Below are 20,344 nucleotides of genomic sequence, written 5' to 3'. Positions count from 1 at the left end.
GGATGCAGCCAGGGGCTGCGGACTACAAGGGTACGGGCGGTACGTCCCCCGCGAGGGGTTCGTACCGCCCGGACACTCAAAGACGCACAGGCGCGAAGCCCGGCGTCGCCGAATCAGACGCGGCGACGCTTGGGCGGACGGCAGCCGTTGTGCGGGGTGGGGGTGACGTCCTGGATCGAGCCGACCTCGAGGCCAGTGGCCTGGAGGGAGCGGATCGCGGTCTCACGGCCGGAGCCGGGACCCTTGACGAAGACGTCGACCTTGCGCATGCCGTGCTCCTGCGCGCGGCGGGCGGCCGACTCGGCGGCCATCTGCGCGGCGAAGGGGGTGGACTTGCGCGAGCCCTTGAAGCCGACGTGGCCGGCGGAGGCCCAGGAGATCACGTTGCCCGCGGGGTCCGTGATCGAGACGATGGTGTTGTTGAACGTGCTCTTGATGTGGGCGTGCCCATGAGCGACGTTCTTCTTTTCCTTGCGGCGCACCTTCTTGGCAGCGCCCTGACGACCCTTGGGGGGCATCTAAATCTCCTACGGGAGGTGGTCGGTCCTACAGCGCAAGACCGCTGAACAGGACTACTTCTTGCCCGGCTTCTTCTTACCGGCGATCGCGCGACGCGGACCCTTGCGGGTACGGGCGTTCGTGCTGGTGCGCTGACCGTGCACGGGCAGGCCACGACGGTGGCGAACACCCTGGTAGCACTGGATCTCGACCTTGCGGCGGATGTCGGCCTGGATCTCGCGGCGGAGGTCACCCTCGGTGCGGAGGTTGGCGTCCACGTACTCGCGGATCTTGACCAGGTCCTCTTCGGCCAGGTCACGAACGCGGGTGTCGGGGTTCACACCGGTGGCCGCAAGGATTTCCTTGGACCGGGTGCGACCGACACCGAAGACGTAGGTAAGTGCGATCTCCACACGCTTTTCGCGCGGGATGTCAACACCGGAAACGCGTGCCATTCAATGGCTCCTGTGTGTTCGGGGGTCTTCCGCAGAACCGAACCCCGACCGCCGACCACTCCTGTTGGGTGGTGGTACGCCCGGGTCCCCGGCCCCCGCCGGAGGTGCCGCCGGCCCTGGTCAGGGCTGGGCGGGTTCTGCGTATGTACGTTTTCTTACGTCGCGCGAAGAACTGCGTAGTGCAGGTCGGTCGGCGTGCGTCAGCCCTGGCGCTGCTTGTGGCGCAGGTTGTCGCAGATGACCATGACCCGACCGTGACGGCGGATCACCTTGCACTTGTCGCAGATCTTCTTGACGCTCGGCTTGACCTTCATGTTGGTGAGGTTCTCCGGGTCAGTGCCACCACCCGCGCCGGGACGGGATGTCCGGACGGGAGTGAAGACAAGATCTACTTGTATCGGTAGACGATCCGGCCACGCGTCAGGTCGTACGGAGAGAGCTCCACGACGACCCGGTCATCAGGGAGGATGCGGATGTAGTGCATGCGCATCTTGCCGCTGATGTGCGCGAGGACCTTGTGACCGTTCTGGAGTTCCACCTTGAACATCGCGTTCGGGAGGGACTCGATCACGGTGCCCTCGATTTCGATGGCACCTTGCTTCTTGGCCACGCTTCGCCTTTCGAATCGGCTACCTTGATCAGCTCCCCGCCTTCGCATGCGGACATGCGGGTGCAAAGGAGCCGACGAGTCAGTCTACGTCAGGGCCTTCCGAAAGACGAATCCGGAAAGTGTGCCCTACAGGATAGATCATCAATCCTGCCCATACCGGACCGCGGGCCCGTCCGGCTCAGCCCAACGGGTCCGGAGCCGTCGTCACCCCGTACTCCGCCAGCTTGGCCTTGCCACAGTCCGGGGAGGTCAGGACGATCGGTCCCTCCTCCGTCAGGGCGATGGAGTGCTCCCAGTGCGAGGACCACGTGCCGACCTCTTTTTGACGCCCCGCTCGCGGGATCGGCGCTGGCGCGCCTCACATGCTTCGCGCGGCTGCGCCGGACTCCGTCCGTCGTGCCCGGGGCCGGAGCCCCGCCCCGCTCAGCCCAACGGGTCCGGAGCCGTCGTCACCCCGTACTCCGCCAGCTTGGCCTTGCCACAGTCCGGGGAGGTCAGGACGATCGGTCCCTCCTCCGTCAGGGCGATGGAGTGCTCCCAGTGCGAGGACCACGTGCCGACCTCTTTTTGACGCCCCGCTCGCGGGATCGGCGCTGGCGCGCCTCACATGCTTCGCGCGGCTGCGCCGGACTCCGTCCGTCGTGCCCGGGGCCGGAGCCCCGCCCCGCTCAGCCCAACGGGTCCGGAGCCGTCGTCACCCCGTACTCCGCCAGCTTGGCCTTGCCACAGTCCGGGGAGGTCAGGACGATCGGTCCCTCCTCCGTCAGGGCGATGGAGTGCTCCCAGTGCGAGGACCACGTGCCGACCTCTTTTTGACGCCCCGCTCGCGGGATCGGCGCTGGCGCGCCTCACATGCTTCGCGCGGCTGCGCCGGACTCCGTCCGTCGTGCCCGGGGCCGGAGCCCCGCCCCGCTCAGCCCAACGGGTCCGGAGCCGTCGTCACCCCGTACTCCGCCAGCTTGGCCTTGCCACAGTCCGGGGAGGTCAGGACGATCGGTCCCTCCTCCGTCAGGGCGATGGAGTGCTCCCAGTGCGAGGACCACGTGCCGTCCGTGGTGATGACCGTCCAGTCGTCCGCCAGGACCTCCGTCTGGGCGGTGCCCAGCGAGACCATCGGCTCGATCGCCAGGCACAGGCCCGGGACGAGCTTGATCCCCTTGCCCCGCTTGCGCGAGACGTAGTTCAGCAGGTGCGGGTCCATGTGCATCTCGGAACCGATGCCGTGGCCGCCGTAGTCCTCGATGATCCCGAACTTGCCGAGGCTGTGCTCACCCGTGGTGGGACGCGGCTGCCGCTTGATGTACGTCTCGATCGCCTTCGAGATGTCCACGAGGCGGTTGCCGAGCTTCATGGCGGCGATACCGGCCCACATGGACTCCTCGGTCACCCGGGACAGCTCCACGAGCTCAGGAGCGTGCCCAGAGCCCACGAAGGCGGTGTACGCGGCGTCGCCGTGCCAGCCCTCGACGATCGCGCCGGCGTCGATCGAGATGATGTCGCCGTCCTTGAGGACCGTCTTGTCGTCGGGGATGCCGTGGACCACGACCTCGTTGACCGAGGTGCAGATGGTCGCGGGGAATCCGCCGTACCCGAGGAAGTTCGACTTGGCGCCGGCGTCCGCGATGACCTTGCGGGCCACCATGTCCAGATCCCGCGTCGTGGCGCCCGGCACGGCCGCCTCACGGGTCGCCGCGTGGATCGCGGCGACGACGAGCCCGGCCTCACGCATCTTCGCGATCTGCTCGGGGGTCTTGATCTGGACCATGACGTACCTGCCACCTTCGGATTCGGGTCTTTCAACAGTACGGCCGCGGCGTCCTGGGGACACCGCGGCCGGGGCTGCACTACAGGTGAACTGCTCGTTGCTACTTCTTGAGGGCGTCCAGCGCGCGCTGCGTGACGTCCTTGACCTCACCCAGGGCCGGAATCGTCGACACGAGGCCCTGGGCCTTGTAGTAGTCGATGATCGGCTCGGTCTGGGTGTGGTAGACCTCCAGCCGGTTGCGCACGGCTTCCTCGGTCTGGTCCTCGCGCACGTACAGCTCGCCGCCGTCGATGTCGCAGACACCCTCGACCTTCGACGGGCGGTAGTCCACGTGGTAGATGTGCGAGCTGTCCTTGCGGCACGTACGGCGACCCGCGAGACGCTTGACGACCTCGTCCTCCTCGACCTCCAGGTCGAGGACGGCGTCGAGGTTCATGGCCCCGGCCTTCAACATCACGTCGAGGGCTTCCGCCTGGGAGACGTTGCGCGGGAAACCGTCGAGCAGGAAACCGCCGGCGGCGTCCTCCTGCTCCATGCGGTCCTTGGCCATGCCGATGGTGATCTCGTCCGGGACGAGGTCACCCGCGTCCATGAACGCCTTCGCACGCCGTCCGAGCTCGGTGCCCTGGCTGATGTTGGCCCGGAACAGGTCGCCCGTGGAGATGTGCGGGATCGACAAGGTCTCGGCAAGCACAGTCGCCTGCGTTCCCTTGCCCGCACCCGGCGGGCCGACGAGGACGATTCGCATCAGCGGAGGAACCCTTCGTAATTACGCTGCTGGAGCTGGCTCTCGATCTGCTTCACGGTTTCCAGACCCACACCCACGATGATCAGGATGCTCGTCCCGCCGAACGGGAAGTTCTGGTTCGCTCCGAAGCCGGCCAACGCCATCGTCGGCACAAGAGCGATCAGACCCAGGTACAGCGACCCCGGCCAGGTGATCCGGTTGAGTACGTAGCTCAGGTACTCGGCGGTAGGCCGACCGGCGCGGATGCCCGGAATGAACCCACCATACTTCTTCATGTTGTCTGCAACTTCCTCGGGGTTGAACGAGATCGCCACGTAGAAGAACGCGAAGAAGACGATCAGGAGGAAGTAGGTGGCGATGTAGTACGGGTGGTCGCCCTTGACGAAGTGCTTCTGGATCCAGGTGGCCCAGCCGGCGGTGGAACCGCTGAACTGGACGATCAGTGCCGGGATGTACAGCAGCGACGAGGCGAAGATGACCGGGATGACACCGGCCTGGTTCACCTTGAGCGGGATGTACGTCGAGGTGCCGCCGTACGCTCGCCGGCCGATCATGCGCTTCGCGTACTGGACCGGGATCCGCCGCTGCGCCTGCTCGACGAAGACCACCAGGGCCACCATCGCGAGGCCGACCAGGATGACCACGCCGAACTCGACCCAGCCGTCCGCGATCTTGCCCTGCTCCTTGATGGCCCACAGGGAGCCGACGAAGCCCGCGGCGATCGAGATGAACATAAGGATCGACATGCCGTTGCCGATGCCCCGGTCGGTGATGAGCTCACCGAGCCACATGACGAGGCAGGTGCCGGCGGTCATGGTAAGCACCATGACGACGGTCGTGAAGATCGAGCGGTCGGGGACGATCTGGTCCTTGACCATGCAGCTCTGGAAAAGAGCGCCGCTGCGGGCGGTGGCGACGAGGCCGGTGCCCTGCAGGATCGCGAGTGCGACCGTCAGATAGCGCGTGTACTGAGTGATCTTCGCCGTGCCGGACTGACCCTCTTTTTTGAGGTTCTCCAGCTTCGGGATGACCACGGTCAGCAGCTGCAGGATGATGCTCGCCGTGATGTACGGCATGATGCCGAGCGCAAAGATCGTGATCTGGAGCAGCGCGCCACCGCTGAACATGTTGACGAGACCGAAGAGGCTGTTGTTGCCCGCCCCCATCTGGTCCACGCAGATCTGAACGTTCTTGTAGCTCACACCGGGTACCGGGATGTGTGATCCGAGTCGGTACAGCGCGATGATGGCGAGCGTAAAAAGCAGCTTCTTGCGCAGGTCGGGCGTCTTGAACGCCCGGGCGAACGCGGTGAGCACGGTGCCTCCTGCGACCCCCGCGCTACTGCGTCAGAGGTGACGGTCTGAGGGATCGACGAATGTGTACAAGCAAAGGTGCAGGCCACCTTACCGGCGTCTGCACCTTCCATGGAACGACCAACCGGGGATGCCCCATATGTGAGGCATCCCCGGTCGGGTTTCTAGCTATTTGTCACTGAGTTCGTCTTAGACGAGCTCGGTCACAGAGCCACCAGCGGCGGCAATCTTCTCCTTGGCGGAGCCGGAAACGGCGTCAACCGAAACCTGCAGCGCCACGGAGATCTCGCCCTGGCCCAGGACCTTGACGAGGCTGTTCTTGCGAACCGCGCCCTTGGCGACCAGGTCGGCCACCGTGACTTCTCCACCCTCGGGGTAGAGAGCGCCGAGCTTGTCCAGGTTCACGACCTGGAACTCGGTGCGGAACGGGTTCTTGAAGCCCTTGAGCTTCGGCAGACGCATGTGGAGGGGCATCTGCCCACCCTCGAAGCGCTGCGGGATCTGGTAGCGGGCCTTCTGGCCCTTCGTACCACGACCGGCCGTCTTACCCTTCGACGCCTCACCACGACCGACACGGGTCTTCGCGGTCTTGGCGCCGGGGGCGGGACGGAGGTTGTGGGCCTTCAGCGGGCTGCTCTCAGCCATGTTAGTCAACCTCCTCAACCGTCACGAGGTGGCGGACGGTGTGAACCATTCCGCGGAACTCGGGGCGGTCCTCCTTGACGACGACGTCGTTCAGGCGCTTGAGCCCGAGCGAACGCAGCGTGTCGCGGTGGTTCTGCTTGCTGCCGATGTACGACTTGATCTGCGTGACCTTGAGGCGAGCCATTACGCACCCGCCCCAGCACGCGCACGGAGCAGAGCCGCGGGAGCGACGTCCTCGAGGGGCAGACCACGGCGAGCCGCGATCTCCTCGGGACGCTGCAGGCCCTTGAGGGCCGCCACGGTCGCGTGCACGATGTTGATCGCGTTGGAAGAACCGAGCGACTTCGACAGGATGTCGTGAACGCCGGCGCACTCCAGAACGGCGCGCACCGGGCCACCGGCGATAACACCGGTACCAGGGGCGGCCGGCTTCAGCAGCACGACGCCCGCGGCGCGCTCGCCCGTGATCGGGTGAGGAATGGTGCCCTGGATGCGCGGAACCTTGAAGAAGGACTTCTTGGCTTCCTCGACACCCTTGGCGATGGCCGCGGGAACTTCCTTGGCCTTGCCGTAACCGACACCTACAGTGCCGTCACCGTCGCCCACCACGACCAGCGCGGTGAAGCTGAAGCGGCGACCACCCTTGACAACCTTGGCGACGCGGTTGATCGCGACAACGCGCTCAACGTAAGCGGTCTTCTCGGCGGCAGGGCCACCGTCGCGACCCTTCCGGTCCCGCCGCTCGCCGCCACCGGCACCGCTTCCGCGGCGCTGGGGTCCAGCCATTGGATTACCTCTCTCTGTTACGTCCGTGAGTCCCGGAAAACGGGGCTTAGAACTTCAGCCCGGCTTCGCGGGCGGCGTCAGCCAGAGCGGCAATGCGCCCGGCGTATCGGTTGCCACCGCGGTCGAACACGACGGTCTCGACACCCGCGGCCTTGGCACGCTCGGCGACGAGTGCGCCCACGGCCTGGGCCTGCGAGCTCTTGTCGCCTTCGCCACCACGGATCGAAGCGTCCAGGGTCGACGCGGACGCCAGGGTGTGACCCTGGAGGTCGTCGATGACCTGAGCAACGATGTTGCGGTTGGAACGCGTCACGACGAGGCGCGGACGCTCCGCCGTACCCGAGACGTTCTTGCGGATGCGGATGTGGCGGCGGGCCTTGGCGGCACGCTTGTACGCGTCGCCCTTGGCGATCTTTACACCGTATGCCATGGCTACTTACCAGCCTTTCCGACCTTGCGGCGGATGACTTCGCCGGCGTACTTGACACCCTTGGCCTTGTACGGGTCGGGCTTCCGCAGCTTGCGGATGTTGGCGGCGACCTCGCCGACCTTCTGCTTGTCGATGCCCTCGACCGAGAACTTGGTGGGCGACTCGACCTTGAAGGAGATGCCCTCGGGCGCCTCGATCAGGATCGGGTGGCTGTAACCAAGCTGGAACTCCAGGTTGGAGCCCTTCGCGGCGACGCGGTAACCGACACCGCTGATCTCAAGAGCCTTGACGTAACCCGTGGTCACGCCGGTGATCATGTTCGCCACCAGCGTGCGGGACAGGCCGTGCAGGGCCTTGTTCTGACGCTCGTCGTTGGGGCGGGTGACGTTCAGAACGCCGTCCTCACCCTTGACGATCTCGATCGGCGCCTTGACCGTGAGCGCGAGGGAACCCTTGGGGCCCTTCACAGCCACAGCCTGGCCGTCGATGGTGACGTCCACACCGGCGGGAACCTGGATGGGGAGCTTGCCGATTCGCGACATTGCTTTTCCTCCGTTCCCGACTACCAGACGTAGGCGAGGACTTCCCCACCTACGCCCTTCTTGCCTGCCTGCTGGCCGGTGAGCAGACCGTGGGACGTGGAGATGATCGCCACGCCCAGGCCGCCGAGCACCTTCGGCAGGTTGGTGGACTTTGCGTACACACGCAGACCGGGCTTCGAGATCCGCTTGATGCCCGCAATGGAGCGTTCGCGGTTCGGGCCGAACTTCAGCTCGAGGACGAGGTTCTTGCCGACCTCGGCGTCCTCGACCTTCCAGCCGGTGATGAAACCCTCCTGCTTGAGGATTTCTGCGATGTGCGACTTGATCTTGCTGTGCGGCATCACGACGGAGTCGTGGTACGCCGAGTTAGCGTTACGCAGACGCGTGAGCATGTCTGCGATCGGGTCAGTCATGGTCATGAAGTGGCCTTCGGCCTCTCTCGCCGGGGTTTCCTGTATGCGCCATCCCTCTCCCCACTCAGTGGCGGGACGGGTGCGGTGCGGGGACCTACGGCGTAGTAAGTCGTTATGGGCGGCGGACGCCCAACCACACAAGCCTAAGGCATGCGCGGCCGGGCATCCGCCGACCAGATGCTTACCGAGAGTGCCTGGTACTCCTCAAGTCCTTGCGGACGAGAGGGAATTACCAGGAGCTCTTGGTCACGCCCGGCAGCTCGCCACGGTGAGCCATCTCACGAAGGCAGACGCGGCACAGGCCGAACTTGCGGTACACGGAGTGGGGGCGACCGCAGCGCTGGCAGCGGGTGTACGCACGCACACCGAACTTGGGCTTGCGGGCAGCCTTCGCGATGAGAGCCTTCTTCGCCATCTCGCTTACGCCTCCTTGAAGGGGAAGCCGAGGTGACGGAGGAGCGCGCGGCCCTCGTCGTCGTTGGTCGCCGTGGTGACCACGGTGATGTCCATACCCCGGGTACGGTCGATCTTGTCCTGGTCGATCTCGTGGAACATGACCTGCTCGGTGAGACCGAAGGTGTAGTTGCCACGGCCGTCGAACTGCTTCGGCGACAGACCACGGAAGTCACGGATACGCGGCAGCGCGAGCGACAGCGTACGGTCCAGGAACTCCCACATGCGGTCACCACGGAGGGTGACGTGGCAGCCGATCGGCTGACCCTCGCGCAGCTTGAACTGCGCGATGGACTTGCGGGCCTTCGTGACGGCCGGCTTCTGACCGGTGATCGTCGTCAGGTCCTTGATGGCGCCGTCGATCAGCTTGGAGTCGCGGGCGGCGTCGCCCACACCCATGTTGACCACGATCTTCACGAGGCCGGGAATCTGCATGACGTTCTCGTAGGAGAACTCTTCACGCAGCTTGCCCGCGATGTCCTCGCGGTACTTCGTCTTGAGACGCGGAGTGGTAGCCATCAGATGTCCTCACCCGTCCGCTTGGCAACGCGGATCTTGTTGCCCTCGTCATCGAAGCGGAAACCGACGCGGGTAACGACCTTCTGGCCGTCCTTCTCCACAACCAGCTGAACGTTGCTGACGTGGATCGGCGCCTCGGTGATCACGATGCCACCGGTCTGCGAGCCACCAGCGGTCTGGCCGGCCTTGGTGTGCTTCTTGACCCGGTTGACACCCTCGACGAGGACACGGTTCTCAGTAGGGATGGCCAGAATGACCTTGCCCTGCTTGCCCTTGTCCTTACCGGTGATGACCTGAACCAGGTCGCCCTTCTTGATCTTCATGCTTACAGCACCTCCGGCGCGAGCGAGATGATCTTCATGAACTTCTTCTCGCGCAGCTCACGGCCCACCGGGCCGAAGATACGGGTGCCGCGAGGGTCGCCGTCGTTCTTCAGAATGACGGCGGCGTTCTCGTCGAAGCGGATGTACGAGCCGTCCTGGCGGCGGCGTTCCTTCACGGTGCGAACGATGACCGCCTTGACGACGTCACCCTTCTTCACGTTGCCACCGGGGATCGCGTCCTTGACGGTGGCAACGATGACGTCACCGATGCCCGCGTAGCGGCGACCGGAACCACCGAGAACACGGATGCAAAGGATCTCCTTGGCACCAGTGTTGTCGGCGACACGCAGTCGCGACTCCTGCTGGATCACGTCTATCTCCTGTTTGTCTGCCGGTTCCCGGCGGGGGCATCACTCCGAAGAGCTACCGCCCCCACCGAGCCTGGCGGAACGAACCTGAGGGGCCCCTGGGCGTGATGCCCAGGGCCTCAGATAATTACTTGGCCTTCTCGAGGATCTCGACGATGCGCCAGCGCTTGCTCGCCGACAGCGGACGCGTCTCCATGATGAGGACGCGGTCGCCGACGCCGGCAGCGTTCTGCTCGTCGTGCGCCTTGAGCTTGTTCGTACGGCGGATGACCTTGCCGTACAGAGCGTGCTTCACGCGGTCCTCGACAGCGACGACGACGGTCTTGTCCATCTTGTCGCTGACGACAAGACCCTCACGGGTCTTGCGGAAGCCGCGGTCAGTCGTCTCAGTCACGTTCTTCTCGCTCATCAGGCGCTCTCCACCGTCTCGATACCGAGCTCACGCTCGTGCATCAGGGTGTAGATGCGAGCGATGTCCTTACGGACGGACTTGAGCCGGCCGTTGTTCTCCAGCTGACCCGTGGCCGCCTGGAAGCGCAGCTTGAACAGCTCTTCCTTGGCCTCGCGCAGCTTGCCAACGAGCTCCTCGTTACCGAGCTCACGCAGCTCGGACGCCTTGGTTCCCGTCGCCATCACGACTCACCTGCCTCGCGCCGAACAATCCGGCACTTCATCGGAAGCTTGTGAGCAGCGCGGGTGAGCGCCTCACGAGCAATCTTCTCGTTCGGGTAGGACAGCTCGAACATGACCCGGCCCGGGTGCACGTTCGCGATCCACCACTCGGGAGAACCCTTACCGGAACCCATGCGGGTCTCGGCAGGCTTCTTCGTCAGCGGACGGTCCGGGTAGATGTTGATCCAGACCTTGCCGCCACGCTTGATGTGGCGGGTCATCGCGATACGAGCCGCCTCGATCTGGCGGTTCGTCACGTAGGCGGGGGTAAGCGCCTGGATGCCGTACTCGCCGAACGAGACCTCAGTACCGCCCTTGGCCATACCGCGGCGCTTCGGGTGGTGCTGCTTGCGGTGCTTGACCCTACGAGGGATCAGCATGTCGGTCAGGCCTCCGTTCCGGTGCTCTCAGCCGGAGCGGCGGCGGGAGCGTCGGCCTTGGGGGCCTCCACGCCAGCAGCCTGCTGCGGCTTGCGGCCACCACGGCCGCCGCGCTCGCCACCACGGCCACCACGGCCGGCGGGACGGTCGCCAGCGCCGGCGGCACCACGGGCCGGGCGGTTACCCGCACGGGCCGCAGCGTTCTCGGCGCGAACCTCGGCGATGTTCTTGACGTCGCCCTTGTAGATCCAGACCTTCACACCGATACGGCCGAAGGTGGTCTTGGCCTCGAAGAAGCCGTAGTCCACGTTCGCGCGGAGGGTGTGCAGCGGCACACGGCCTTCGCGGTAGAACTCGGAGCGGGACATCTCGGCGCCGCCGAGGCGACCGCCGCACTGGATCTTGATGCCCTTGGCGCCGGCCTTCATCGTGCCCTGCATGCTCTTACGCATGGCGCGACGGAAGGAGACGCGGGAGGAGAGCTGCTCGGCAACGGCCTGGGCAACCAGCTGAGCGTCGACCTCGGGGTTCTTCACCTCGAGGATGTTCAGCTGGACCTGCTTGCCCGTGAGCTTCTCGAGGTCGCCGCGGATGCGGTCGGCCTCGGCGCCACGGCGACCGATGACGATGCCCGGACGAGCGGTGTGGATGTCCACACGCACGCGGTCACGGGTGCGCTCGATCTCAACCTTCGAGATGCCGGCGCGCTCCATGCCGGACGTCATCATCCTGCGGATGGCGACGTCTTCCTTGACGTAGTCCTTGTACAGCTTGTCGGCGTACCAACGCGACTTGAAGTCGGTGGTGATGCCGAGCCGGAACCCGTGCGGGTTTACCTTCTGGCCCATTACCGGGAACCTTCCTTGCTGCTGACGACCACGGTGATGTGGCTGGTCCGCTTGCGGATCCGGTAGGCACGGCCCTGGGCACGCGGACGGAACCGCTTCAGGGTCGGGCCCTCGTCCACGTACGCCTCGCTGATGACCAGCGTGGAGGCGTCCGGGTGGTTGTAGTTGTGTGCGGCGTTGGCGATGGCGCTGTCGAGCACCTTGCCAACCGGCACGCTCGCGGCCTGCGGGGCGAAACGCAGGACCGCCTGAGCCTCCGTGGCATCCATGCCACGGATAAGGTCCACCACTCGGCGGGCCTTCATGGGCGTGACGCGGATGTACCGCGCCTGGGCCCTGGCTTCCATGGTTGTCCCTTCGGTGTAAGTCATAGTCGTAACCACCCCGCCTTTAGCGGCGCTTCGACTTCCGGTCGTCCTTGACGTGGCCGCGGAAGGTGCGAGTCGGCGAGAACTCGCCGAGCTTGTGGCCGACCATCGACTCGGTGACGAACACCGGGACGTGGATCTTGCCGTTGTGCACCGCGATGGTGTGACCCAGCATGGCCGGGATGATCATCGAGCGACGGGACCAGGTCTTGATGACGTTCTTGGTACCGGCTTCGTTCTGTACGTCCACCTTCTTGATGAGGTGTCCGTCGACGAAGGGTCCCTTCTTGAGACTGCGCGGCATCTAAACCCGCTCCTAGCGCTTCTTGTTCGTCTTGCGGCGGCGGACGATGTACTTGCTCGAAGCCTTCTTCGGCGAGCGAGTACGACCCTCCTTCTGACCCCACGGGGAGACCGGGTGACGACCACCGGAGGTCTTACCCTCACCACCACCGTGCGGGTGGTCGACCGGGTTCATCGCGACACCGCGGACGGAGGGGCGAACGCCCTTCCAGCGCATGCGGCCGGCCTTGCCCCAGTTGATGTTCGACTGCTCGGCGTTGCCGACCTCACCGACGGTGGCGCGGCAGCGCGCGTCGACGAGACGGATCTCACCGGACGGCATGCGGAGGTGGGCCATGACGCCCTCCTTCGCCAGCAGCTGCACAGAGGCACCAGCGGAGCGGGCGAACTTGGCGCCGCCACCGGGACGGAGCTCGATCGCGTGGATCGTGGTACCGACCGGGATGTTGCGGAGTGCCAGGTTGTTACCGGGCTTGATGTCGGCCGTGGGGCCGTTCTCAATCCGGTCGCCCTGCTTCAGGTTCTTCGGCGCAATGATGTAGCGCTTCTCACCGTCGGCGTAGTGCAGGAGCGCGATGCGCGCCGTGCGGTTGGGGTCGTACTCGATGTGCGCGACCTTGGCCGGCACGCCGTCCTTGTCGTGCCGACGGAAGTCGATCACACGGTAGGCGCGCTTGTGGCCGCCACCCTGGTGTCGAACCGTGATCCGACCGGTGTTGTTACGGCCGCCCTTGCTGTGCAGGGGGCGGACCAGCGACTTCTCCGGCGTGGACCGCGTGATCTCGACAAAGTCGGCGACGCTGGAGCCACGACGGCCCGGGGTCGTCGGCTTGTACTTGCGGATACCCATTTCTCAGTCCTCGTCCGATTCCGGACGACTAGACCTCCGTTAGGAGGCCTGGCCGCCGAAGATGTCGATTCGGTCGCCCTCAGCGAGGGTCACGATGGCGCGCTTGGTGTCAGCGCGCTTGCCGAAACCGGTCTTGGTGCGCTTGCGCTTACCCTGACGGTTGATCGTGTTGACCCCGGTGACCTTGACCCCGAAGACCGCCTCGACGGCCTGCTTGATCTGAGTCTTGTTGGAGCCGGGCGCGACGATGAACGTGTACTTGTTCTCGTCCAGCAGCGCGTAGCTCTTCTCCGAGACAACCGGCTTGATCAGCAGGTCGCGCGGGTCAGTGAAGGTCTTGCTGGTAACGGTCGCCTCAGACATCAGGCGTCGCTCCCTTCGGTCTCATCGGCCTTGGGGCCAGACACGAAGGACTCGAAAGCGGCCTGAGTGAAGACCACGTCGTCAGAGACGATCACGTCGTACGTGTTCAGCTGGCCCGGCTCCAGGATGTGCACCTGGGGCAGGTTGCGGGCGGACAGCCACGCAGCCTCGTCGGCGCGCTCGACGACCAGGAGCACGTTCTTGCGCTCCGAGATCTTGCCGAACAGCGTCTTGGCGGCCTTCGTGGAGGCGGCACCCTCGACCACGCCGGTGACGACGTGGATGCGGGAGTGACGCGCGCGGTCCGAGAGGGCACCGCGGAGGGCGGCGACCTTCATCTTCTTCGGGGTCCGCTGCGAGTAGTCACGCGGCTGCGGGCCGTGGACGACGCCACCGCCGACGAACTGCGGAGCGCGGGTGGAACCCTGGCGAGCGCGGCCGGTGCCCTTCTGGCGGTACGGCTTGCGGCCACCACCACGGACTTCGCCACGACGCTTGGTCTTGTGCGTGCCCTGACGGGCAGCGGCCAGCTGAGCGACGACGACCTGGTGGATCAGCGGAACGCTGGTCTTCGCGTCGAAGATCTCCGCGGGGAGCTCGACGGTACCGGCCTTGTCGCCTGCCGGCGAAAGGATGTCAATGGTGCTCATTAACTCAAGCCCCCTTAACCGCGGTACGGACCAGGACGAGGCCGCCGTTCGGACCGGGGACTGCACCCTTGATGAGGAGCAGACCCTTCTCCGCGTCAACCGCGTGGATGGTCAGGTTCTGGGTGGTGACGCGCTCGTTGCCCATGCGACCGGCCATGCGCATGCCCTTGAAGACACGCCCAGGGGTGGCGCAGCCACCGATCGAACCGGGGGAGCGGTGCTTGCGCTGGACGCCGTGGCCGGCGCCGAGGCCCTTGAAGTTGTGACGCTTCATGACACCGGCGAAGCCCTTGCCCTTGCTGTTGCCCGTGACGTCAACCTTGACGCCGGACTCGAACACGGCAGCCGTGATCTCCTGGCCGAGCGTGTACTCGCTGGCGTCGGAGGTACGGAGCTCCACCAGGTGGCGGCGGGGGGTGACGTCAGCCTTGGCGAAGTGACCCTTGAGGGGCTTGTTCACCTTGCGAGGGTCGATCTCGCCGAAGGCGATCTGGACCGACTCGTAGCCGTCGACGTCGTTCGTACGGACCTGGGTAACAACGCAGGGCCCGGCCTTGACCACGGTCACCGGGACGACACGGTTGTTCTCGTCCCAGACCTGGGTCATGCCGAGCTTCTCGCCCAGGACGCCCTTGATCTGCTTTGCCATCTTTTCCGCGCCTCTCAGAGCTTGATCTCGATGTCAACGCCGGCCGGAAGGTCCAGGCGCATCAGCGAGTCAACGGTCTTGGGCGTCGGGTCGAGGATGTCGATCAGGCGCTTGTGAGTGCGCATCTCGAAGTGCTCGCGCGAGTCCTTGTACTTGTGCGGCGACTTGATGACGCAGTACACGTTCTTCTCAGTGGGCAGCGGCACCGGGCCCGCGACCGACGCACCAGTGCGCGTCACCGTCTCGACGATCTTCTTCGCCGACGAATCGATGACCTCGTGGTCGTAGGCCTTGAGCCGGATGCGGATCTTCTGTCCCGCCATGGCTACTCCGTAGTCCTGTCTGTTGTGGAAACGCTCTGGTCCTCGGCCGGCTGCGGATCTCTCCGCCGCTCTCCTCCGACCCACGCGGTCGGGCGTGTCGCGCTCCCTCTACAGAAAATTCCCATACGGAAATTCCCTCATCCAAGGGGGCGCGGTCCCAAGACCGCAGATCGGGGGCGAACACCCACCGAGTACCTGGCTGGCACCGTGCTGACGCTTCCCAGAAGATTCCCGTACGTCCGCCCCATTGCTGCCCCGAGGGGCAGGTAGAGCGACGAGTACTGTGGGACTCGCTTCCGGTCCTCCCGGCGGGAGGCGCGCAGCATCGGCACACGGCCGAGCAACTTGAGTAGTCTGCCATACGAGACACGTACCTGGCCAATCGGGCCGAAGAGAATACCCCGCCACGCTGCGTGGTCAAGCTGCACCACGCAGCGGGGGTCCCGCGGCCCTCTTCGTACCGGCCGCGTCAGTGGTGGCGCCAGAGCACCCAGCCGTGCTTCCGGCTCGTCTCCGCCACGTACCAGCCCGCGGGCGCCTGCGGCCAAGTGGCCTCCGGACTCGCGTCCTTCCAGGTCAGCCTCAGTACGGCCGCGTCCGCTCCGGCCGGCGGCCGGTCGCCGTGCTTGAGGTCCCTGGTCCAGACCCGCCCCTCGTACACCTCGTAGCCCTGGGCCATCCGCAGTTCCCAGTTGGTGCTCGGGTCCATCACCAGGTTCTCGCCCGGCTCCAGCCCCGCCGCCTCGGTGAAGCCGAGAGCGTCGGCCTCGTGCTGCTGCGCGCGCGGGACGGCCACCTTCGTGTGCACCGTCACCGTCGCGTACGTGGCGAACAGGGCCAGCGCCGCCACCACGGCCCACACCGCCCGGCGCCCGCCGACGAGCCGCAGGAGCACGCAGACGGCGAACACCAGCAGGGCGCCGGCGGTCGTGCGCCCCATGTGCAGCCCCGTCCACTGCGCGGCCAGGAACAGCGCGTCCGGCATCGCCCACGGGATGATGGCCGTCTTGTAGAGGCCCTTGCCGACCACCAGGACGACGATCTCGCCCGTGACCAGGGTGAACAGGACCGCCGCCGTCACCAGCCGCAGCAGCGCGCCGGGCCGCGCCCGCCACAGCACCGCGACACCCACCACGAAGAACGCCGGCACCAGCGGGGCCAGGTAGCGGGCGTAGACCCAGTTGTCGATCCGCAGGTCGCCCGGCAGGCCCGCGGCCGAGGCGAGCGCGATCCCGCACAGCAGGGCGACCATGACGAAGGAGACCACCCGCGAGGCCCGGGTGAAGCGGGAGCTGAACACCGCGAACACGCACAGGGCGATGGCGAGCGCGCCGAAGCCCCAGGACGAGACCGAGAAGTACCAGAGCTGGCCGATCATGCGCGTCACCGTGCGGCGCAGCAGTTCGGGGTCGACCAGGTTGTCCAGGACCTTCGTGCCCACCGAGCTCGGCGGCTGGTCCTTGAACTGCGCCTCCAGCCAGGTGGCCAGCAGCTTCGCGCCCACCACGGAGACCGCGAGCCCGCCCCAGGCCGCGAGCGCGGCCCGCCGCGGGGCCCACCGGAAGACGAGGGCGCCGAGGAAGACCGCCGCCGTGAGGGCCACCACGACCCCGCCCCGGTCGTGCACCGCCATGGCGTAGCCGGCCAGCAGGCCGGCCCCCGCCCCGTGCCACGCGCGGCGGCGGGCATCGCCCTCGCTCAGCCAGCCGTGCAGCGTGATCAGCCAGCCGAGCAGGACCACGGGGAACACCGTGTCCGACATGGCGAACTCGGAGTAGAAGATGACGGGCGGCATCAGCGCGGCCGTCGTGGCGACCGCGAACGAGAGCCCCTTGGGCAGGTCGAGCCTGCGCAGGGCGGCGTAGGCCAGGAGGAAGACGAGCGCGTTCAGCAGCGTGTTGATGCCCAGGACCAGCTGGTACGCGGTGACCGGGTCGTCCGCGATCCGCAGGGCCGGGGAGACGAGCAGCGGATAGCCGCCGGGGATGACCGATCCGACCGGCATCTCCGTGGTCGGCCGCCCCGCGAGCACCCGGGCCAGGACGAGGTAGGAGGACTCGTCCGCCTGTACCGACGGGTGCGTGCTCCCCCACACCAGGGAGAGGCGCAGCAGCACCTGCGCCACGTATCCGGAAAGGAGGGCCGCGGGCCAGAACCACCGCCGGCCGAGGAGTGACGTCCGCAGCGCGAGAAGCCGCCCGGACCCGGCCGACGGCCCGGACCGCCCGGGATCGGACGCCTCGTCCACTCCGGCTTCGCCTCTCGTTTCCGTTCCCGACTGCACCCCTGGCACTTCCCGTTCACTTGAGACCGCGTCCGCGCACGCGGGTGCGGTGGCGGCAGCGGCAACGGTACCAATGGGGCCCGGAAGAGGACCGTGAGCAGGCGGCCCGACGTCGAGGGGAGCGGCCTCGTGACGGTAAAGTCAACGGACATGACTGTCACCGCTCCCGCGCCCGTACCGGTAGCCGAGCACCGGACCCCGAGCGGCTCCAGTGGTCGAATACGCCGCACTTTCGCCCTCACGGCCACCGAAGCGGCCGTGTCCCTTTGCGCGGCATTCCTCCTGGTCCTGCTGAGCAAGCGCCTCGACGTGAATCCCATGCAGCGGATCGGCCAGGTCAGCGGGCTGGCCGGCATCCAGCTGCGGCTCCTGGTGCTGCTCGCCGCGACCGTGGTGCTCTACCTGGTCCTGTCCCGGTGGATGCCGGGCGCGGCGGTACGGATCAGCGCGGCGGCCGTGGCCGGCCTGGCCACCGGTGTGACCGCGAGCGGCAGCGTGGTGGCCCTGCGGGGAACCTCCTGGACGTTCAACGCCTACGGCGGCGACGTCGGCAACCTGCAGCAGTGGGCGTACAACGTCATGGACGGGGTGCCACTGCAGCCCGAGTACCCGCCCGGCTTCCCGCACCTGCTGGCGTGGGTCTCCCAGCTGTTCTTCGACGGCAACGCCTCGGTCGCCGTCAAGTGGGTGATGATCGGCTTCCTGGCGATCTCCGGACCGGCCGCCTACCTGGCCTGGCGCATGCTGCTGCCCCCGCTGTGGGCCCTCGGCATCGGTGTCACGGCGTCCCTGCCGCTGATGGAGCCGTACAAGCCGTACTCCCCCGTCGTCCTGGTCGTCGTCATCCCCGTGCTGGCGAAGCTCACGCAGGTGGTGATGGAGTCCGAGAAGTACGGGCGCAAGCTCTCGCTCACGATCGGTGCCGGTCTCGGAGCGCTGCTCGCCGCGCTGTTCCTGCTGTACTCGGGCTGGTTCGTGTGGTCCGCGGTCGGCGTGGTCGTGCTCTTCGCCGTGGTCCTGACCGGCCGCGCCCGCTCGGGCGGGGTGCGCGGGCTGGTGGACGCGGTGCTGCCGCTGGCGGCCACCACGGTCGTCTTCCTCGCGCTGGCGGGTCCGTACATGATCCGGCTGCTCCGGGCGAGCGGATCGACCAGGGACACCTACTTCTACTTCGACACCGCCAGCGACCCGGCCTACTTCGCCATGCAGGGCACCGCCTTCCCGGGCCCGCTGCGCTCCCTCGGGTGGCCGGTGCCGGGTGAGCTGGGAGGCGTCGGCCTCTTCACCATCCTGCTGGTGGTCGGCCTGGGCGCGGTCATCGCGCTCGGCCTGCGCCGGCCGCTGGTGCTGACCCTGCTGGCCTGCACCGGCAGCGCCTTCCTGCTGCGCTACTGGTACGCCTCGCACATGTCCGCCGAGGGCGCCGTGCAGCTGTACCCGCGCACCAGCCTGCAGATCGTCTACTGCATGCTCGCGCTGGCGGGCCTGGCCGTGTACCTCGGCGCGCAGCGCGTCACGGCGTGGGCCCGGGCCAACGAGTCGCGGCTCCCGGGCCGGGACGCCCTGAAGGCTGCCGGACGCAGGCCCCGGGCCAAGGTCATCGGGGTGCTGGTCGCGCTCGGGCTCCTCTTCGGCTCGGCCGGCTCCGCCACCGCCGACGCCTACATGCCGAGGAAGCCCTCCGAGAACACCCTCGGCACCCTGGGCTGGACGGCGCACGTGACGGGCATGCCCAACGGCAAGTGCTCGAAGTACGCACCCCGCGGCAAGTGCTCGACGTACACCCCGCTGGGGCGCACGCAGAAGAACTGACCCGCGCCCGGCGGACGTACCAAGAACGGCCTGCCACCGGTCCGAGGACCGGTGGCAGGCCGTTCTTCGTCGCTCAGCCCCGCCCGGCGGCGAAGGCGTGCCGGGCCAGCGTGCGCACGCCCGCCCGGTTCCCGCGGCGCAGTGCGCCGGGCAGCATGCGCAGGGCGTGCAGGCGGGAGCCGTAGCGCAGCCGGGCCGCGCGGGCGGCCCTGGGCCAGCCGCGGGCCTCCATCCGCTCGGCGACGGCCGAGAAGTAGCGCTCGGACTCGGTGAAGCGGGTGCCGGAGAGGGCCTGGACGGAGGACTCGCTGGCCGCGTGCCGGCGGTACTGGAAGACCGTGGTGGCCCCGTCGACCACCATCCGCTCGCCGGCCTCGAGCAGGTCCACGACGAGGGCCAGGTCCAGGAGCACCGAGTAGCCGTCGCGGAAGTTCACCCGGCGCAGCGCCGGGCCGCGCCAGGTGATCGACGGGAAGTAGAGCCAGTTCCCGCGCAGGACGCTGGCGGCCAGCTCCTCGCCGGACATCACCGCCCGGCCACTGACCCGCGGGGCGAACATCCACTGCTTGGCCGCGTCGGGCAGGCCCCGCGCGACCCGGCCCGAGCCGTCGATCACCTCGACGCCGGGCTGGACCATGCCGATCCCGGGGTGGGCGTCGAGGATCGCGCGCACGGTCTCCAGGTAGTGCGGGTGCAGCAGGTCGTCGCAGCCCATGATGACGACGTGGTCGGCCTCGGAGAGATCGACGCACTTCTGGAAGTTCTTCGTGATGCCGAGGTTCCGCTCGTTGCGCAGGTAGCTCACCCGCGCGTCGCCCAGCCCTTCGAACCAGCCCGGCACCTCCGGCTCCCTGCCGTCGTCGATCACGACGAGGCGGAAGTCCCGGTCGGTCTGGGCCAGGACGCTGCGGACCGCGTCCTGCATCTGCCTCACGTCCCCGTAGTACGGGAGCATGAAGTCGAAGGACCCCATG

Annotated in this window: 31 protein-coding genes and 3 pseudogenes; 1 reads left to right on the top strand and 33 read right to left on the bottom strand. The window is 67.0% G+C overall.

All coding sequences use genetic code 11. The features are described from left to right. Positions 1-113 precede the first annotated feature (113 nt). The 32 genes and pseudogenes from rpsK to OG435_RS27315 form a co-directional block, all read right to left on the bottom strand. On the bottom strand, positions 114-518 hold the full coding sequence (gene rpsK / locus OG435_RS27470; RefSeq protein WP_006376016.1) for a 30S ribosomal protein S11: 405 nt from the start codon (positions 516-518) through the stop codon (positions 114-116). A 54-nt stretch (positions 519-572) separates the two neighbouring features. Next, complete coding sequence (gene rpsM / locus OG435_RS27465; protein WP_053682609.1) at positions 573-953, bottom strand: 30S ribosomal protein S13; 381 nt, start codon at positions 951-953, stop codon at positions 573-575. A 200-nt stretch (positions 954-1,153) separates the two neighbouring features. Further along, entirely contained in the window at positions 1,154-1,267 is a 114-nt protein-coding gene (gene rpmJ / locus OG435_RS27460; RefSeq protein ID WP_003956441.1) for a 50S ribosomal protein L36, read from the bottom strand. Between the two features lie 74 nt (positions 1,268-1,341). After that, positions 1,342-1,563 carry a translation initiation factor IF-1 gene (infA, locus tag OG435_RS27455; protein ID WP_003956442.1) on the bottom strand — a complete coding sequence of 74 codons (222 nt, stop codon included), beginning with the start codon at positions 1,561-1,563 and terminating at the stop codon, positions 1,342-1,344. Between the two features lie 178 nt (positions 1,564-1,741). Beyond that, positions 1,742-1,876, bottom strand: a pseudogene (locus OG435_RS27450) (type I methionyl aminopeptidase); the annotation flags it as partial. A gap of 110 nt (positions 1,877-1,986) precedes the next feature. After that, positions 1,987-2,121, bottom strand: a pseudogene (locus tag OG435_RS27445) (type I methionyl aminopeptidase); the annotation flags it as partial. A 110-nt stretch (positions 2,122-2,231) separates the two neighbouring features. After that, a pseudogene (locus tag OG435_RS27440) lies at positions 2,232-2,366 on the bottom strand (type I methionyl aminopeptidase); the annotation flags it as partial. A gap of 110 nt (positions 2,367-2,476) precedes the next feature. Continuing rightward, entirely contained in the window at positions 2,477-3,328 is an 852-nt protein-coding gene (gene map / locus OG435_RS27435; protein WP_266880620.1) for a type I methionyl aminopeptidase, read from the bottom strand. A 100-nt stretch (positions 3,329-3,428) separates the two neighbouring features. Continuing rightward, positions 3,429-4,076: an adenylate kinase gene (locus OG435_RS27430; RefSeq protein ID WP_266880619.1), complete on the bottom strand. Its 648-nt coding sequence runs from the start codon at positions 4,074-4,076 to the stop codon at positions 3,429-3,431. Then, a complete protein-coding gene (gene secY / locus OG435_RS27425) occupies positions 4,076-5,392 on the bottom strand; it encodes a preprotein translocase subunit SecY (RefSeq protein WP_266880618.1) in 1,317 nt (438 codons plus the stop codon). The genes OG435_RS27430 and secY overlap by 1 nt, the downstream gene beginning before the upstream one ends. A 186-nt stretch (positions 5,393-5,578) precedes the next feature. Then, positions 5,579-6,034, bottom strand: a complete 456-nt coding sequence (gene rplO / locus OG435_RS27420; RefSeq protein ID WP_243333371.1) for a 50S ribosomal protein L15 — start codon at positions 6,032-6,034, stop codon at positions 5,579-5,581. Between the two features lies 1 nt (position 6,035). Continuing rightward, the gene (gene rpmD / locus OG435_RS27415; RefSeq protein ID WP_112447741.1) at positions 6,036-6,218 is read right to left on the bottom strand and encodes a 50S ribosomal protein L30; all 183 of its coding nucleotides are present in this window, start codon (positions 6,216-6,218) and stop codon (positions 6,036-6,038) included. Beyond that, positions 6,218-6,820 (bottom strand): 30S ribosomal protein S5, encoded by a 603-nt coding sequence (rpsE, locus tag OG435_RS27410; protein ID WP_008739695.1) that lies wholly within the window; start codon positions 6,818-6,820, stop codon positions 6,218-6,220. The genes rpmD and rpsE overlap by 1 nt, the downstream gene beginning before the upstream one ends. A 46-nt stretch (positions 6,821-6,866) precedes the next feature. Beyond that, positions 6,867-7,250 (bottom strand): 50S ribosomal protein L18, encoded by a 384-nt coding sequence (gene rplR, locus OG435_RS27405; RefSeq protein WP_030008471.1) that lies wholly within the window; start codon positions 7,248-7,250, stop codon positions 6,867-6,869. Positions 7,251-7,252: 2 nt separating this feature from the next. Further along, complete coding sequence (gene rplF / locus OG435_RS27400) at positions 7,253-7,792, bottom strand: 50S ribosomal protein L6 (protein ID WP_243333369.1); 540 nt, start codon at positions 7,790-7,792, stop codon at positions 7,253-7,255. Positions 7,793-7,812: 20 nt separating this feature from the next. Then, the gene (gene rpsH / locus OG435_RS27395; protein WP_008739698.1) at positions 7,813-8,211 is read right to left on the bottom strand and encodes a 30S ribosomal protein S8; all 399 of its coding nucleotides are present in this window, start codon (positions 8,209-8,211) and stop codon (positions 7,813-7,815) included. A 223-nt stretch (positions 8,212-8,434) separates the two neighbouring features. Beyond that, positions 8,435-8,620: a type Z 30S ribosomal protein S14 gene (locus tag OG435_RS27390; RefSeq protein ID WP_003956452.1), complete on the bottom strand. Its 186-nt coding sequence runs from the start codon at positions 8,618-8,620 to the stop codon at positions 8,435-8,437. Positions 8,621-8,625: 5 nt separating this feature from the next. After that, positions 8,626-9,177, bottom strand: a complete 552-nt coding sequence (gene rplE / locus OG435_RS27385; protein ID WP_030388859.1) for a 50S ribosomal protein L5 — start codon at positions 9,175-9,177, stop codon at positions 8,626-8,628. Beyond that, complete coding sequence (gene rplX / locus OG435_RS27380) at positions 9,177-9,500, bottom strand: 50S ribosomal protein L24 (protein WP_215023444.1); 324 nt, start codon at positions 9,498-9,500, stop codon at positions 9,177-9,179. The genes rplE and rplX overlap by 1 nt, the downstream gene beginning before the upstream one ends. A gap of 2 nt (positions 9,501-9,502) precedes the next feature. Beyond that, complete coding sequence (rplN, locus tag OG435_RS27375; RefSeq protein WP_003956455.1) at positions 9,503-9,871, bottom strand: 50S ribosomal protein L14; 369 nt, start codon at positions 9,869-9,871, stop codon at positions 9,503-9,505. Positions 9,872-9,995: 124 nt separating this feature from the next. Continuing rightward, a complete protein-coding gene (rpsQ, locus tag OG435_RS27370; RefSeq protein ID WP_243333368.1) occupies positions 9,996-10,277 on the bottom strand; it encodes a 30S ribosomal protein S17 in 282 nt (93 codons plus the stop codon). Beyond that, on the bottom strand, positions 10,277-10,501 hold the full coding sequence (rpmC, locus tag OG435_RS27365; RefSeq protein ID WP_008739703.1) for a 50S ribosomal protein L29: 225 nt from the start codon (positions 10,499-10,501) through the stop codon (positions 10,277-10,279). Before rpmC ends, rpsQ begins: the two co-directional genes overlap by 1 nt. After that, positions 10,501-10,920 carry a 50S ribosomal protein L16 gene (gene rplP, locus OG435_RS27360; protein ID WP_030026326.1) on the bottom strand — a complete coding sequence of 140 codons (420 nt, stop codon included), beginning with the start codon at positions 10,918-10,920 and terminating at the stop codon, positions 10,501-10,503. The genes rpmC and rplP overlap by 1 nt, the downstream gene beginning before the upstream one ends. Positions 10,921-10,925: 5 nt before the next feature. After that, entirely contained in the window at positions 10,926-11,768 is an 843-nt protein-coding gene (rpsC, locus tag OG435_RS27355) for a 30S ribosomal protein S3 (RefSeq protein WP_254387361.1), read from the bottom strand. Then, the gene (gene rplV / locus OG435_RS27350) at positions 11,768-12,115 is read right to left on the bottom strand and encodes a 50S ribosomal protein L22 (protein ID WP_007265904.1); all 348 of its coding nucleotides are present in this window, start codon (positions 12,113-12,115) and stop codon (positions 11,768-11,770) included. The genes rpsC and rplV overlap by 1 nt, the downstream gene beginning before the upstream one ends. A 43-nt stretch (positions 12,116-12,158) precedes the next feature. Continuing rightward, complete coding sequence (gene rpsS, locus OG435_RS27345) at positions 12,159-12,440, bottom strand: 30S ribosomal protein S19 (RefSeq protein WP_023539342.1); 282 nt, start codon at positions 12,438-12,440, stop codon at positions 12,159-12,161. A gap of 12 nt (positions 12,441-12,452) precedes the next feature. After that, complete coding sequence (rplB, locus tag OG435_RS27340) at positions 12,453-13,289, bottom strand: 50S ribosomal protein L2 (RefSeq protein ID WP_254387362.1); 837 nt, start codon at positions 13,287-13,289, stop codon at positions 12,453-12,455. A gap of 39 nt (positions 13,290-13,328) precedes the next feature. After that, positions 13,329-13,652 (bottom strand): 50S ribosomal protein L23, encoded by a 324-nt coding sequence (gene rplW, locus OG435_RS27335; protein ID WP_030154694.1) that lies wholly within the window; start codon positions 13,650-13,652, stop codon positions 13,329-13,331. Then, positions 13,652-14,302: a 50S ribosomal protein L4 gene (gene rplD, locus OG435_RS27330; protein ID WP_266880617.1), complete on the bottom strand. Its 651-nt coding sequence runs from the start codon at positions 14,300-14,302 to the stop codon at positions 13,652-13,654. Before rplD ends, rplW begins: the two co-directional genes overlap by 1 nt. A 4-nt stretch (positions 14,303-14,306) precedes the next feature. Beyond that, positions 14,307-14,951 carry a 50S ribosomal protein L3 gene (gene rplC / locus OG435_RS27325; protein ID WP_266880616.1) on the bottom strand — a complete coding sequence of 215 codons (645 nt, stop codon included), beginning with the start codon at positions 14,949-14,951 and terminating at the stop codon, positions 14,307-14,309. 14 nt (positions 14,952-14,965) lie between these two features. Beyond that, positions 14,966-15,274 (bottom strand): 30S ribosomal protein S10, encoded by a 309-nt coding sequence (gene rpsJ, locus OG435_RS27320; protein WP_003948644.1) that lies wholly within the window; start codon positions 15,272-15,274, stop codon positions 14,966-14,968. A gap of 469 nt (positions 15,275-15,743) precedes the next feature. Next, positions 15,744-17,522 (bottom strand): hypothetical protein, encoded by a 1,779-nt coding sequence (locus OG435_RS27315; RefSeq protein WP_266880615.1) that lies wholly within the window; start codon positions 17,520-17,522, stop codon positions 15,744-15,746. A 186-nt stretch (positions 17,523-17,708) separates the two neighbouring features. Between OG435_RS27315 and OG435_RS27310 the strand changes: the two genes are divergently transcribed. Beyond that, positions 17,709-19,370 (top strand): hypothetical protein, encoded by a 1,662-nt coding sequence (locus OG435_RS27310; protein WP_266880614.1) that lies wholly within the window; start codon positions 17,709-17,711, stop codon positions 19,368-19,370. Positions 19,371-19,443: 73 nt separating this feature from the next. Here OG435_RS27310 and OG435_RS27305 read toward each other — a convergent pair whose 3' ends face one another. Beyond that, positions 19,444-20,343 carry a glycosyltransferase family 2 protein gene (locus tag OG435_RS27305; protein WP_266880613.1) on the bottom strand — a complete coding sequence of 300 codons (900 nt, stop codon included), beginning with the start codon at positions 20,341-20,343 and terminating at the stop codon, positions 19,444-19,446. Position 20,344 lies beyond the last annotated feature (1 nt).

This window comes from Streptomyces sp. NBC_01264 (assembly GCF_026340675.1).
GTDB lineage: Bacteria > Actinomycetota > Actinomycetes > Streptomycetales > Streptomycetaceae > Streptomyces.
The sequence above is the reverse complement of the archived record's forward strand: the minus strand, read 5'-3'. Positions and strand labels throughout refer to the sequence as shown.